The sequence below is a fragment of the Saccharothrix longispora genome (assembly GCF_030852425.1).
Lineage (GTDB): Bacteria > Actinomycetota > Actinomycetes > Mycobacteriales > Pseudonocardiaceae > Actinosynnema > Actinosynnema longispora.
This window is the reverse complement of sequence record NZ_NSDM01000019.1, coordinates 1-12,508: the sequence shown is the minus strand read 5'-3', so window position 1 is coordinate 12,508 and position 12,508 is coordinate 1. Positions and strand designations below refer to the sequence as shown.

Annotated in this window: 11 protein-coding genes; 5 read left to right on the top strand and 6 right to left on the bottom strand. The window is 74.7% G+C overall.

Features of this window, described 5'->3' with window-relative positions:
* The first annotated feature begins 28 nt into the window (after positions 1 to 28).
* Complete coding sequence (locus CKY47_RS32130; protein WP_306750100.1) at positions 29 to 1,510, top strand: AAA family ATPase; 1,482 nt, start codon at positions 29 to 31, stop codon at positions 1,508 to 1,510.
* On the opposite strand, the gene CKY47_RS32125 is transcribed toward CKY47_RS32130, so the two are convergent.
* The gene (locus tag CKY47_RS32125; RefSeq protein ID WP_306750099.1) at positions 1,495 to 2,514 is read right to left on the bottom strand and encodes an outer membrane protein assembly factor BamB family protein; all 1,020 of its coding nucleotides are present in this window, start codon (positions 2,512 to 2,514) and stop codon (positions 1,495 to 1,497) included. The two genes, CKY47_RS32130 and CKY47_RS32125, sit on opposite strands and share 16 nt — an antisense overlap.
* Positions 2,515 to 2,675: 161 nt before the next feature.
* On the opposite strand from CKY47_RS32125, the gene CKY47_RS32120 reads away from it, so the two are divergent.
* Both CKY47_RS32120 and CKY47_RS32115 read left to right on the top strand, forming a co-directional pair.
* Positions 2,676 to 3,560 (top strand): helix-turn-helix transcriptional regulator, encoded by an 885-nt coding sequence (locus CKY47_RS32120; protein ID WP_306750098.1) that lies wholly within the window; start codon positions 2,676 to 2,678, stop codon positions 3,558 to 3,560.
* Positions 3,561 to 3,675: 115 nt separating this feature from the next.
* The gene (locus CKY47_RS32115) at positions 3,676 to 4,503 is read left to right on the top strand and encodes a dioxygenase family protein (RefSeq protein WP_306750097.1); all 828 of its coding nucleotides are present in this window, start codon (positions 3,676 to 3,678) and stop codon (positions 4,501 to 4,503) included.
* Here CKY47_RS32115 and CKY47_RS32110 read toward each other — a convergent pair.
* A complete protein-coding gene (locus tag CKY47_RS32110) occupies positions 4,406 to 4,711 on the bottom strand; it encodes a DUF6223 family protein (RefSeq protein WP_306750220.1) in 306 nt (101 codons plus the stop codon). The genes CKY47_RS32115 and CKY47_RS32110 overlap by 98 nt on opposite strands.
* Positions 4,712 to 5,019: 308 nt before the next feature.
* Here CKY47_RS32110 and CKY47_RS32105 point away from each other — a divergent pair, with 308 nt between their 5' ends.
* A complete protein-coding gene (locus CKY47_RS32105; RefSeq protein ID WP_306750096.1) occupies positions 5,020 to 6,132 on the top strand; it encodes a sensor histidine kinase in 1,113 nt (370 codons plus the stop codon).
* The gene (locus CKY47_RS32100) at positions 6,129 to 6,794 is read left to right on the top strand and encodes a response regulator (protein ID WP_306750095.1); all 666 of its coding nucleotides are present in this window, start codon (positions 6,129 to 6,131) and stop codon (positions 6,792 to 6,794) included. Before CKY47_RS32105 ends, CKY47_RS32100 begins: the two co-directional genes overlap by 4 nt.
* Before the next feature lie 74 nt (positions 6,795 to 6,868).
* Here CKY47_RS32100 and CKY47_RS32095 read toward each other — a convergent pair whose 3' ends face one another.
* From CKY47_RS32095 to CKY47_RS32080, 4 genes are all read right to left on the bottom strand, one after another.
* Complete coding sequence (locus CKY47_RS32095) at positions 6,869 to 8,260, bottom strand: condensation domain-containing protein (RefSeq protein ID WP_306750094.1); 1,392 nt, start codon at positions 8,258 to 8,260, stop codon at positions 6,869 to 6,871.
* Positions 8,261 to 8,422: 162 nt separating this feature from the next.
* Positions 8,423 to 9,856, bottom strand: a complete 1,434-nt coding sequence (locus CKY47_RS32090) for an FAD-dependent oxidoreductase (protein WP_306750093.1) — start codon at positions 9,854 to 9,856, stop codon at positions 8,423 to 8,425.
* Between the two features lie 32 nt (positions 9,857 to 9,888).
* Positions 9,889 to 10,911: an LLM class flavin-dependent oxidoreductase gene (locus CKY47_RS32085; RefSeq protein WP_306750092.1), complete on the bottom strand. Its 1,023-nt coding sequence runs from the start codon at positions 10,909 to 10,911 to the stop codon at positions 9,889 to 9,891.
* 29 nt (positions 10,912 to 10,940) lie between these two features.
* Positions 10,941 to 12,508: non-ribosomal peptide synthetase (locus CKY47_RS32080; RefSeq protein ID WP_306750091.1), on the bottom strand; the 1,568-nt coding region annotated here is incomplete at its 5' end.

Below are 12,508 nucleotides of genomic sequence, written 5' to 3'. Positions count from 1 at the left end.
CGTGGCCGGACCGGTGCATGATGGGGTGGTGGGGGACGAACTGAGCGGGGACGACGCCAAGGCTCTCGCGGGCAGCCTGCGACGGTTGTTGCAGCTGACCGCCACGCTGGTCGAGGAGGGCGGGGAGGCGGCGCCGCTGATGGAGCGCGTGCGCGGGCACCTGGGGTGCGAGCTGGCCCGGGTCCTGTCCGTGTCCACGCGGTTCGAGGTGTGGGAGCACGTCAACGTCCAGCGCGGAGCGGACGCCTACCTGGCCGCCCACTCGCCCGACGCCGAGTGGTTCGGCGTGTCCGGGCAGCACCGGGGGCACGAGGACATCCTCGGGACGCTCCTGGCGGCGCGGCACGGGCAGGCGTACGGGCTCGGGTCCGCCGACTACGCGACGGTGGCGGCGGGGCCGGCGGAGACCGTGGACGTCGTGCAGCTCGGCCTGGTGGCGACCACCGCGCCGGACGGCACCCCGGTGTTCCTGGGTGTGCGCGGGCCCACCGAGTTCGGACCGCCGATGTGCCGGCTGGAGGTGCTGGCCGCCGACCGGGCCGCGGCGCGGGCGGTCGGGGCCGAGGTGGAGCGGCTGGTGCGCGAGCACGACGGGTTCCGCGGCCAGGTGCTGTCGTTCGGGTGGAGCGAGCACCGCGGCAACGAGCTGCTGACGTTCCTGCCCCGGCCGACGCTGGAGGCGGACGCCGTGGTGCTGCCCGACGGCGTGCTGGAGACGATCGAGCAGCACGTGGTGGGCATCGCCGAGCACTCGGAGCGGCTGCTCGCCGCCGGTCAGCACCTCAAGCGCGGGCTGCTGCTGCACGGCCCGCCCGGCACCGGCAAGACGCACACCGTCCGCTACCTGATGAGCCGGCTGCGCGACACCACGGTGATCGTGCTGACCGGTGCGTCGCTGCGGCTCATCAGCCAGGCGGCGGGGTTGGCGCGGCGGTTGCAGCCGTCGATGGTGGTGGTGGAGGACGTGGACCTGGTCGCGATGGACCGGGGCATGCCGGGGGCGGGCACGAACCCGCTGCTGTTCGCGCTGCTGGAGGCGATGGACGGCATCGGCGCGGACGCGGACGTCACGTTCGTGCTCACCACGAACCGGGCGGACGACCTGGAGCGCGCCCTCGCCGACCGGCCGGGCCGGGTGGACCTGGCGGTGGAGGTGCCGCGGCCCGACGCGGACGGCCGGCGCAGGCTGATGGAGCTGTACGGCCGGGGCGTGGACCTGCGGGCGGACCTGGGGCCGGTGGTCGAGGCGACGGAGGGCGTCACGGCGTCGTTCATCAAGGAGCTGCTGCGCCGGGCCGTGCTGGACGCCGTGCGCGCGAACCCGGACGTCGCACCGGTGGTCGGCGACGAGCTGGCCGACGTGGCGCGGGCGATGGCCGACGAGCGCGGCTCGCTGACCGGGGTCCTGCTGGGCGGGTCGGAAGGGCCGCGGTCCGGGCCGCTGGCCTCGCCGGTGGCGCACCCCGGGGTGGCGGTGGGCCACGGCACGATGTCCTACCGGACGACCTGAGGGGCCGGTGGATCGGCCCCCGGCCAGGGGCCGCGCAGGCGGGACAGGGCGCTGCGCCCCACCGCGAGCACGTCGTCGCCGAGGCGGTGCAGCGCGGTGACGTGCTCGCCGGTCCACGTGCGCCCGAGCACGCGCCCGTCCGCGCCCACGGAGCGGACGACGCCGGAGGCGACCAGGTGGACGCCCCGGTGCGGCAGCACGGAGGTGACGGGCGCGCCCGGGTCGATCCGCCAGGCCACCTCGCCGGTCCGCGCGTCGAGCGCGGTGCAGCCCGTGGGCCACTCCGGCAGCCACAGCAGGTCGCCGAGCACGATCGGTGCGACGGGCAGCAGGCCGCCGGACGGCGAGGTGGCGGACAGCGGGGTGGCGGGCAGTCGGGCGAAGTCCAGGCCGCCGTCGGGCGCGAGCCTCGCCAGCAGGTCACCGGCGCACCGGGCCACGACGTCCGCGCCGGCCCTCGCGAACACCGCGCCGTCGCCGGTCGGCAGAGGAGCGGGCAGGGTCCAGCGGACGCGGGTGGCGCCGTCACGCGCGCCCACCGACCGGACCAGGTCACCGCCGGGGTCGCCGAGCACGACCGCGTCGTCCACCGCCAGGGGGCGGGTGGCCGGCCGGTCGTCGCGCCACAGCGGTCGCCCGGTCGCCAGGTCGAACGCGAGCACCGGCGTGTAGCCGCGCCACCCGCCGACCAGCACCGCGCCGTCGGCCACCACGAGGTTCCCGGTGTGGTCGGGCACGTCCGCCCGCCACACGACGTGGCCCGTGGCGAGGTCCAGGCACAGCAGGTGCGGCGGGGCGGCCGGCAGGACCAGGCACCGGTCCTCCGCCACGACCAGCTCACGCGGCCACGGCCCGACCGGCACGTCCCAGGTGGCCGCGCCCGAGTCCGGGGCCACGCGCACCAGGCGGGTGTTGCGCTCGTGCACGACCACGGCGTCGTCGGCGACGGCGAGCCGGTCGACGCGCTGGTGCAGCGGTCGGCGCCAGAGCGGGGTGGTGGTCATCCACGCAGTCCACCACACCGCGCAACGGGTAAAGACGCGAACGCGTCGACCAGGGCGTCGATCAACCCCGTGACCGACTTCCGTCGCGTTCCGCCCCGCCGCCGGGCGTGCCATGGTGGACGTGGCCGCCGCCCGTCCGGCCCCCGAGAGGACAGCGGCACATGCGCGGCACCACCGTGTTGCCCGGGACCCCCTGCGACGAGCCGAGCGGGGGCGGGCCGCCGATGCACCGGCTGGAGGTGGTGGGCACTCCGTTCGCCCTCGGCACGTTCGACACGATCGGCCCGCTGTCGCGGGCGGCGTTCCCGCACCGGCACACGTTCCACGAGATCCTCTACGTCACCGGCGGCACGGGGGCGCACGTCGTCGACCTCGCGCGGTGGGAGCTGGCACCGCCGCACCTGTGCGTCGTCTCGCCCGGCCAGGTGCACCACTGGGACGGGGCGCGCGGCCTCGACGGGTTCGTGCTGCTGTTCACCGACGACTTCCTGCTCGACCACCCGGCCGACCGGGACCTGCTGCGCAGGCTGAGCGCCCGGCCGTGGGCGACGCTCGACGAGCCCGGACCGATCGGGCGGCTGGTCGCCGAGCTGGACGAGGAGTACCGGCGGGGCGGCGAGGTGTCCGTGCTGCGGGCGCTGCTGCACGTGCTGGTGGTGCGCGCGGCCCGGCTGCCCGCGACGCCCGCGCCGCCGCCCGCGCCGGCCGGGGCCGTGGCGGAGGAGTTCGTCCGGCGGGTCGGCCGCACCGACCACGGCCTGTGGTCCGTGCGCGCGCACGCGGACCGGATCGGCGTGACACCGGGTCACCTGACCGAGGTGGTGAAGGCGGCCACCGGGCGGACGCCGTCGCAGCTGGTGCGCGAGGCGCGGACCCGCGAGGCGCAGCGGCTGCTGGCGCGCACGGACCTGAGCGTGCGGCAGGTCGCCGGGCGCGTCGGGTTCGCCGACCCGGCGTACTTCTGCCGCTTCTTCCGGCGCGAGGCGGGGACGAGCCCCGGCGGGTTCCGGCGTTCGCAGCTCCCGCGGGCCCTGCCTCCGCGGTGAGGCCCGCCCGCGCCCGCGAGGATCACCACGACGGGCCGGTTGCGTCCATCGTCCGCACCCCGTGCGCCTTCGTAGGTTCGGGTGGTCCCCCACCACGTCCCCACGAGGAGCGAACATGGATGTGCCAACGGAGGCCGCCCCCGGCGACGACGGCCGCGGGCTCGGCAGGCGCCCGGTGCTGCGCGCCGCGCTCGCCGCCGGTGTCGCGCTGCCGGTCGCCCTGATGGGCGTGCCCGCGCTGGCGCGCACCGTCGGCGACGCGGGCGGCGCCCCGGAGCCGACGCCGCGGTGCGACGACGGCGACGACCCGACGCCGCCGCAGATGGAAGGCCCGTACTTCAAGCCGGACTCGCCCCGGCGCACCGCGATGCCCGACGGACCGGGCACGCGGCTCACCGTGTCCGGCTACGTGTTCGGCCTGGCGTGCCAACCGATCGCGGACGTGCTGCTGGACTTCTGGCAGGCCGACGCCAACGGCGTGTACGACAACACCGGCTTCCGGTTCCGCGGCCACCAGTTCACCGACGCGCGGGGCGCGTTCACGCTGTCCACGATCGTGCCGGGCCTCTACCCCGGCCGCACGAGGCACCTCCACGTGAAGGTGCAGGCACCCGGCCGGCCGGTGCTGACCACGCAGCTGTACTTCCCGAACGAGCCGCGCAACAACACCGACCCGCTGTTCGACCCCCGGCTGCTGATGACGGTGCAGGACAACGGGACCAGCCGCACGGCGGCGTTCGACTTCGTGCTCGCCGTGCCGGGCGCCGGGCCGACCACCACGACCACGTCGCGGCCCGGTGGCGGCACGTGGGCGGCGGGCGTGGACTACGCGGTGGGCGCCCGCGTCACCCACGGCGGGGCGGCCTACGCGTGCCGCCAGGCCCACCGGGCGCAGGTGGGCTGGGAACCGCCGAACGCCCCCGCCCTGTGGAGCGCCGCCTGACGGCTGCCCCGCCGAGGACCGCGCCGACCAGCCCCACCACGACGGCCACGACGCCGCCGCCCATCCCGTTGCCGGTGCCGAGGCCGCCGTCGGCGGTGATCACGACCAGCCCGCCGACGACCGCCGCGACCAGCCCCGCCACGACGGCCGCGACGGCTCCGCGCCGCCCGTCCCCGGCGCCGCGGCCGGCGGAACGGGCCAGCGCCATCCCGCCGACGACGACCGCGGCCGCTCCCGTCACCGCGGCGGCGGTGGCCGCGGCCCTCCCGGGTCCCGGGGTGACGACGTCTGCGGCGAGCAGGTGGTGCACGGACATCGGGGTGCTCCTCTTCTCCACGACTTCCCACGGCGGACGTGTCGATCGTGTCGGCCGCCGCGCCGCCGGTCGTCGTGCGCGCGCGGGAGGTCCGCGCTACCGCCGACGCCGCGGACGATCCCCGACTACCGCCACCGCGGTAGTCGGGGGTCGTCCGCGAGCAGGACTTGCCCGTGCGGGCGCCCGAATAGGGTTCACGCATGCGCGGGGCACGGATCGTGGACTGGGTGGTCGCCGTCGGCGTGGCGGCGGCCCTGCTGACCACCGGCGTGTCCGGGCAGCACCCGCCCCCGCCCCCGCCCCTCGACGCGCTCGGCTGGGCGTTGCTGGCGGCCGGCGGCCTGGCGCTGGCCGCGCGCCGCCGCGCCCCGGTCGCCGTGCTGGTCGTGACCGGGGCGTGCGCGCTGGGGTACCAGGCCGTCGGCTTCGACGTGCCGGTCGTCGCGTACCTGTTCGCGGTGTACGCGGCCGTGCGGGCGGGGCGCCGCGGCGTCGCGGTGGTGGCCTCGGTGGTCATGCTGACCGCCCTGCCGCTCTCGATGCTGCTCCTCCGCGACGGGTCCGCGGGCGAGGCGTTCGCGGAGTCCCGGGACGTCCTCCAGCTGGCGTGGCTGATCGCCGCCGGCGCCGCGGGCGAGGCGCTGCGGCAGGCCGAGCGCCGGGCGGACGAGGCCGAGCGCACCCGCGAGGAGGCGGCGCGGCGGCGGGCCGACGAGGAGCGGCTGCACATCGCGCGCGAGCTGCACGACTCGCTCACCCACCAGATCTCCGTCATCACGGTGCAGGCCGAGGTCGCCGTCCACCTGGCGGCCAAGCGGGGCGAGCGGGTGCCGGAGGCGCTGCTGGCGATCCGCGACGCCGGTCGAGAGGCGGCCCGGGAGCTGCGGGCGACCCTGGAGGCGCTGCGCGACGACGAACGGCCGCCGCACGGGCTCGACCAGGTCCCGGACCTCGTGCGGCGGGCCCGCGCGAGCGGCCTGGACGCGACGCTGACGATCGACGGGCGGCACGGCGACGTGCCCGCCGCCGTGGACCGGACCGCGTACCGGATCGTCCAGGAGTCGCTGACCAACATCGCCCGCCACGCCGACGCCGGGACCGCGTCGGTCCGGATCGACCACCGCCCCGGCAGCCTGGTCATCCGGGTCGACGACGACGGCGCCGCCACCCCGGCCACCGCGCCCGTCCCCGGCGTCGGCCTGCTCGGGATGCGCGAGCGGGTCACCGCCCTGGGCGGCAGCCTGCGGGCAGCACCGCGCACCGGCGGCGGCTTCACCGTCCACGCCGAACTCCCTGTGGGGCGGACGCCGTGATCCGCGTCCTGCTGGTCGACGACCAACCGCTGATCCGCAGCGGTTTCCGCGCGCTGCTCGACGCGGAGGACGACATCGAGGTGGTGGCCGAGGCCGGCGACGGCCGCGAGGGCCTGGCGCTGGCCCGGGAGCACCTGCCCGACGTGGCGCTCGTCGACGTCCGGATGCCCGTCCTGGACGGCATCGGGACGACGCGGCGCATCGCCGGGGACCCGGCCCTCGCCGGGGTGCGCGTGGTGATCCTGACCAACTACGGCCTCGACGCCTACGTCTTCGAGGCCCTGCGCGCCGGGGCGGCCGGTTTCCTGGTCAAGGACGTCCTCCCGGAGGACTTCCTGCACGCCGTCCACGTGGCCGCGCGCGGTGACGCCCTGCTGGCGCCGTCGATCACCCGCAGGCTGATCGCCCGGTACGTCGCCCAGCCGCACCCGGACGCCGCCCCGAGCCGGGAACTGGCGCGCCTCACCGCCCGCGAGCGCGAAGCCGTGGCCCTGGTGGCGCGGGGCCTGTCCACCACCGAGGTGGCCGAGCGCATGGTGATCAGCCCGCTGACGGCGAAGACCCACGTCAACCGGGCCATGACCAAGCTCCACGCCCGCGACCGGGCCCAACTGGTCGTCCTGGCCTACGAATCGGGCCTGGTGACGCCGCGCGACCCGTGACGCCCGGCGCGCACCGCGGAACCCCGCCCTCGTGCCCGGGCGGGGTTCCGCGGTGCGGCGTCGTCGTGCGGGGTCTACCGCGGGAGCGGGGCGTCGGGGGACGCGAGGGAGGTGCGCAGCAGCTCGCGGTACTCGTCGACCATCGCGGTGATGGTGGCGTGGTCGAAGTCGAGGCTGTTGAACTTGACGACGCCGACCAGGTCGCCGGCGGGGTCGAGGTCGAACTCCCACATGTTGCCGTCGGGGATCTCGGAGGTGTCCACTGTGGACGTGAGGCGGCGGCGGAGCGCCGTGTAGCGGATGTCGCCGACGCGCCCCTCCTCCGGCTCGGGCGGGAACTGGGAGATCTGGAAGGCGGTGACGACGCCGTTGACGCTCGTGGCGGCGCCGCTCATCAGTTCGGGCGCGGACTGGGCGATGATGTCGTTGAAGGGCAGGTCGTGGGAGTAGGCCTGGAGCAGCGCGGCGCGGGTGCGGTGCACCAGGTCGGCGAAGCTCGCGCAGCCGGTCAGGTCGGTGCGGATGGGCAGGAAGTTGAACAGCGGCCCCACCGCGTCCTCGAAACCGGGTTCCGTGCGGCCGGAGGTGATGATCGGCGAGATGATGTCGTCCGATCCCGTCCGGCGGTGCAGGAACAGGTTGAAGCAGGCGAAGAGGACCATGAACGAGGAGCTGTTGAGCGACCCGGCCAGCGAGGCGGTGGCGTCGACCAGTTCCCGGTCGAACAGGAACCGGTGCACGGCGTAGAGCGGGGGGACGTCGAACCGCCTGGACCGGTCGGTGGCGAGGGTGGACATGGTGCCGCCCCGCAGCTTGGCCTCCCAGTACTCGCGCGCCACGGCGGCGGAGTCGCTGCGGCGGGCCTGCTGCTGCCAGCGGGTGAACTCGCCGTACTGGCGGGTCGCGGGCAGTTCGGGCGCGGGCAGCCCGCGACGCGTCGCGTAGCGGACGGCGAAGTCGCGCATGATCACGTGCATGGACCAGCCGTCGCTGACCAGGTGGTTGGTGACGAGCACGAGCACCGCGTCGTCGTCGTCGAACCGCCCCAGCGAGGCGTGCAGCAGCGGCATCGCGGAGGCGCCGAGCCGGCCGGTCCGGTCGATCTCGTCGAGGAACTCGTGCGCCCGGCGCCCGCGCTCGTCGTCGTCCGGCCCCGTCGGGGGGAGGTCGACGACGGTGAGGTCCACCGGGCACGGCGGGCGGACGAGGGCGTGGGGGGCGCCCTCGCCCCGGATGATGGAGGTGCGCAGCACCTCGTGCCGGGCGACGACGTCGTCCAGCGCGAGCTGCACGGTCGCCACGTCCAGCGTCCCGCGGATGCGCCAGCCGGCCAGGACGATCCCCCGCGGACCGAACACGCCCAGTTCGTCGCCCCGGTCGAAGGCGCACAGGAATTCCTCGTTGGCCGAGAGCGGGCGCGTGGCTCTCACGTCGCCGGCCCTCGGGATCTGCTGTTCGATGGTCATCGGCTGTCGTCCATTCCCGCTCCGGTCGAGGTCTGCGCTGGTCCAGTGCCGAGACTGGCACCCGGGGAAACCGGTGTCATCTCGTCGTGTGCGGCGAAGGAGGTCCACCGCGGAAGCCGCCGGAGGACCGGCGCCGCGCCACGGGCGGCGCCGGTCCTCCCCTCAGGCCGCCGTCCGGCCCGGCAGCGACCAGTGCAGTCCGTCGGTCGAGGGGACCAGCCCGCCGGCGCGGATCGGGACCTGCTCGTCCTCGGTGCTGCCGGTGGCCGCCTGCACCTGGATGCGGGCCCCGGCCTCGGCGACCGCCCAGATCATGTCGTCGATCTCGCCGTCCCGCCGGTCGAGGTACGAGCCGGCGTCGACCAGCGCGCGCTCGTCCGACGAGCCGCCGCCGACGAGGTCCACGAAGGACTGCACCTCCGAGGCCGCGCTGCCGGTGACCTTCTTGGCCTTCCAGAAGTACGACTGCTCGTCGGAGTGCTTGTCGTAGAAGGCGACGAGGAAGTCGTGGAACCGCGCGTACTCCTGCCGGTACCGCAGCTCGAACTCCTCGAACAGGGCCGTCTCGTCCGCGTCGTCCGTCCCGCGCAGGGCGGTGTTGAGCGAGCGCGCGGCGAGCAGCCCGCTGTAGGTGGCCAGGTGCACGCCGGAGGAGAACACCGGGTCGATGAAGCAGGCCGCGTCACCCGCGAGCACCAGGCCCGGCCGCCAGAACTTCTCCTGGATGTAGGAGTAGTCCTTGCGCACCCGGATCTCGCCGTAGGGGCCGCTGGTGACCCGCTCCGCGTCGGAGAGGTAGTCCGCGATCATCGGGCACTCCGCGATCAGGTCGAGCAGCGCGCGCTCGCGGTCGCCCCTGATCCGCTCCAGCGCGTCCGGGTGCAGCACCACGCCCACGCTGGTGAGCTCGTCGGACAGCGGGATGTACCAGAACCAGCCGGACTCGAAGGCGACGGCCAGGATGTTGCCCGAGACCGGGGCGGGCATCCGCTTGCCGCCGGTGAAGTAGCCGAACAGGGCGATGTTGCGGAAGAACTCCGAGTACTGCCTCTTCCCGCCGACCCGGGTGTGGATCCGGCTGGTGTTGCCGGAGGCGTCCACCACGTACCGGGCGCGGATCTCGCGGCGCACGCCGTCGGCGTCGGTGCACTTGACGCCGACGACCCGGCCGCCTTCCTCGACGACGTCGGTGACGGCGTGCTCCTCGCGCACGTCGACGCCGTGCTCCTTGGCGTTCTCGAGCAGGATCTGGTCGAACTTCATCCGCTCCACCTGGTAGGCGGTCGACGCCGTCCCGGCGAACTTGGGCGAGATCCCGAAGGCGAACGTCCACGGCTCGGGGTTGGCGCCCCAGCGGAACGTGCCGCCCCGCTTGAGGGGGAACCCGGCCGCGTCGAGCTTGTCGGACACCCCGAGCAGCCGGCAGATGCCCTGCACGGTGGACGGCAGCAGCGACTCGCCGATCTGGTAGCGGGGGAACCGCTCCTTCTCCAGCAGCACCACCCGGTGCCCCTGCTGGGCGACCAGCGTCGACACGGTCGAACCGCACGGCCCGCCGCCGACGACCACGACGTCGGTCTCAATGATCTCTGTCATCGTCCATCCTTCGTTCAGCGAGTTGGCTGCTGCTACCTGTCCATGGCCGCGACAGCCCGCTCGATCGCCGTGCGCGCGTGCCACAGGTCGTCCGGCTCCTCGGGGATGTCGAGCACGAATGTGCGGATGCCGCCGTCGAGGTACGTCGCCACCGCCCGCGCCACCTCGTCGTAGCTCCCGACCAGGTAGGGGCAGAACGTGTGGTGGTAGCGGAACGGGACCAGCCAGTACGCCTGGCCCGGCGCGTCGTCGGGGATGGGCACGGCGGCGAGCTGGGGCTGCCAGGACGACACGGCGGCGGAGAGGAGCATCTTCATCCTCTCGGCCCCCTCCGGGGTGGCCGGGAAGCGCTTGTGCGCGATCCGCCACGCCTCGGCCGAGTCCTCGCGCGCGATGATCCCCACGCTGATGCCCGAGCCGTACTTGTTCTTGCGGATGCCCGGGCTGACGAAGTCCTCCGGCACCAGCGGGAACGAGAGCTGTCCGACGCCCAGCGCCTCGCCCGCCTGGAGGCTGGCCGGCGACGAGCCGGACACGTACACCTTGGGGAGCAGGTCGTGGGGCACCGGAGCGGTGAGCCGCGCCCTGCGCACGTTGTAGTACTCGCCCGCGAAGGTCACCATGCCGCCCGTGAGCAGCTCCTCGACGATCTTCGCGTACTCGGTGAGCCGGTCGTAGCGGGCGTCGTGCGACGCGGTGTCGCCCTGGACGGCGAGATCGCGGCTGAACCCGCCGCTGACGAAGTTGATGTCGATCCGCCTGCCGTACAGGTGCGCCAGGGACGACACCGCACGGGCCAGCGTGAACGGGCTCCGGTCGACCGGTTGGACGGCGACGAGCGGCACGAAGCCCGCGGTGCCCGCGATGGCCGCCTGGGCAGCCATCAAGGAGTCGATCGAGGTGTTGTCGCTGTAGATCAGGGCGCCGCGGTAGCCGGCGTCGTCGGCCCACCCGGCGATCTCCACCAGCCTGCGCAGGTGGGACCGCTCGTTGTACCCAATGCTGGAACGACAGGTCGAGTAGACGGTGACGCCGCTGGCGGCGAGATCCATCATCGTTCCTCCCTCCTTCGGGCGTGGTTGGGTCAGGGCTGCCCGGCCGCGGGCAGCGCGCCCCGGCCGGCGACACCGCTGACGGACGGATCGCCCAGGAAGTCCCGCAGGCTGATCGTGATGCCGAACTGCTCCTCCAGCCGGGCGACGAGCACGGCCGAGAGCAGCGAGTGCCCGCCCAGGTCGAAGAAGCTGTCCTCGACCCCGACCCGCTCCACCCCGAGGACCTCGGCGAACAGCCGGCACAGGCGCTCTTCGAGGGCCGTGGCCGGCTCCCGCCCGGCCGCGGCGGCGAACGTCGGCGCGGGCAGCGCCTTCCGGTCGAGCTTCCCGTTGAGCGACAACGGCAGCGCGTCCAGGACCACCACCGCGTTGGGCACCATGTGCCCCGGCAGGACCCGGGCGGCCGCGGTCCGCAACCCCGCCGGGTCGGGCGCGTGCCCCGCCTCCGGTTGCACGTAGCCCACCAGGCGCCGGTCGCCCGGCCGGTCCTCCCGGACCACGACGACGGCGTGCTCCACTCCCGGCTGCGCGGCGAGCACGGCCTCGATCTCGCCCGGCTCGACGCGGAAACCGCGGATCTTCACCTGCTGGTCCACCCGGCCCAGGTACTCCAGCTCGCCGTCCTCCCGCCAGCGCACCAGGTCGCCGGTCCGGTACATGCGTTCCCCGGACGCGAAGGGGCAGGCCACGAACCGCTGCGCGGTCAGCCCGGGCTGGTTCAGGTACCCGCGGGCGAGACCCGGGCCGGCCAGGTAGAGCTCTCCGGCCACGCCCGGTGGCACCGGCGCCAGCCGGCCGTCCAGCACGTACGTCCGCACGTTCCAGTTCGGTCCGCCGATCGGCGGGGGGCCGCCTCCCGACAGCGGCCCGCTGATCGTCGTGCACACCGTCGTCTCGGTCGGGCCGTAGGCGTTGAACAACCGCCTGCCCACCGACCACTCGGCGACGATCTCGCCCGGGAGGGCCTCACCGCCGACGACCAGGCACTCCAGCCCGGGCAGGCTGTCGGGCGCCGCCCCGGCCAGGGCGGCCGGGGCCACGACGGCGTGGCTGATCCGCAGCTCGCGCAACGTGCCCGCCAGCGCCTCCCCGGACAGCTGCCCCGGCTCGGGGAGGACCAGCGCCGCCCCGGACGACAACGACGACAGCAGCTCCAGCAGCGACATGTCGAAGCTGAGGGAGAGGAGCTGGGCCACCCGGGACCCCGGGGTGACGGCCAGGGTGTCGACCATGAACGCGGCCAGGTTGGACAGCCCCTGGTGGCTGACCACGACGCCCTTGGGGCGCCCGGTGGAACCGGACGTGTAGATCACGTAGGCGGGGTGCGCGGGCAGCAGCGGCGCGATCCGGTCCCGGTCGGTGACGGGGTCGCCGGGCTGCTCCGCCACCGCGGCGGCCACCTCCGGGTCGTCCAGGACGACCACCCGTTCCCGGTCGGGGAGGCCCGCGCCGGCCTGCCGGTTCGTGAGCACCGCGACCGGGGCGGCGTCGGTGAGCATGTACCCGATCCGGTCCGCCGGGTACCCCGGGTCGATCGGCAGGTACGCCGCACCCGCCTTCGTCACCGCCAACACCGCCGCCACCATCTCCAACGACC

What these genes read in the sequence shown, in the direction of transcription:
- CKY47_RS32125 (WP_306750099.1), bottom strand. Translation starts at nt 2,514, where the DNA reads ATGACCACCACCCCGCTCTGGCGCCGACCGCTGCACCAGCGCGTCGAC.
- CKY47_RS32120 (WP_306750098.1), top strand. Translation starts at nt 2,676, where the DNA reads ATGCGCGGCACCACCGTGTTGCCCGGGACCCCCTGCGACGAGCCGAGC.
- CKY47_RS32115 (WP_306750097.1), top strand. Translation starts at nt 3,676, where the DNA reads ATGGATGTGCCAACGGAGGCCGCCCCCGGCGACGACGGCCGCGGGCTC.
- CKY47_RS32110 (WP_306750220.1), bottom strand. Translation starts at nt 4,711, where the DNA reads ATGGCGCTGGCCCGTTCCGCCGGCCGCGGCGCCGGGGACGGGCGGCGC.
- CKY47_RS32105 (WP_306750096.1), top strand. Translation starts at nt 5,020, where the DNA reads ATGCGCGGGGCACGGATCGTGGACTGGGTGGTCGCCGTCGGCGTGGCG.
- CKY47_RS32095 (WP_306750094.1), bottom strand. Translation starts at nt 8,260, where the DNA reads ATGACCATCGAACAGCAGATCCCGAGGGCCGGCGACGTGAGAGCCACG.
- CKY47_RS32090 (WP_306750093.1), bottom strand. Translation starts at nt 9,856, where the DNA reads ATGACAGAGATCATTGAGACCGACGTCGTGGTCGTCGGCGGCGGGCCG.
- CKY47_RS32085 (WP_306750092.1), bottom strand. Translation starts at nt 10,911, where the DNA reads ATGATGGATCTCGCCGCCAGCGGCGTCACCGTCTACTCGACCTGTCGT.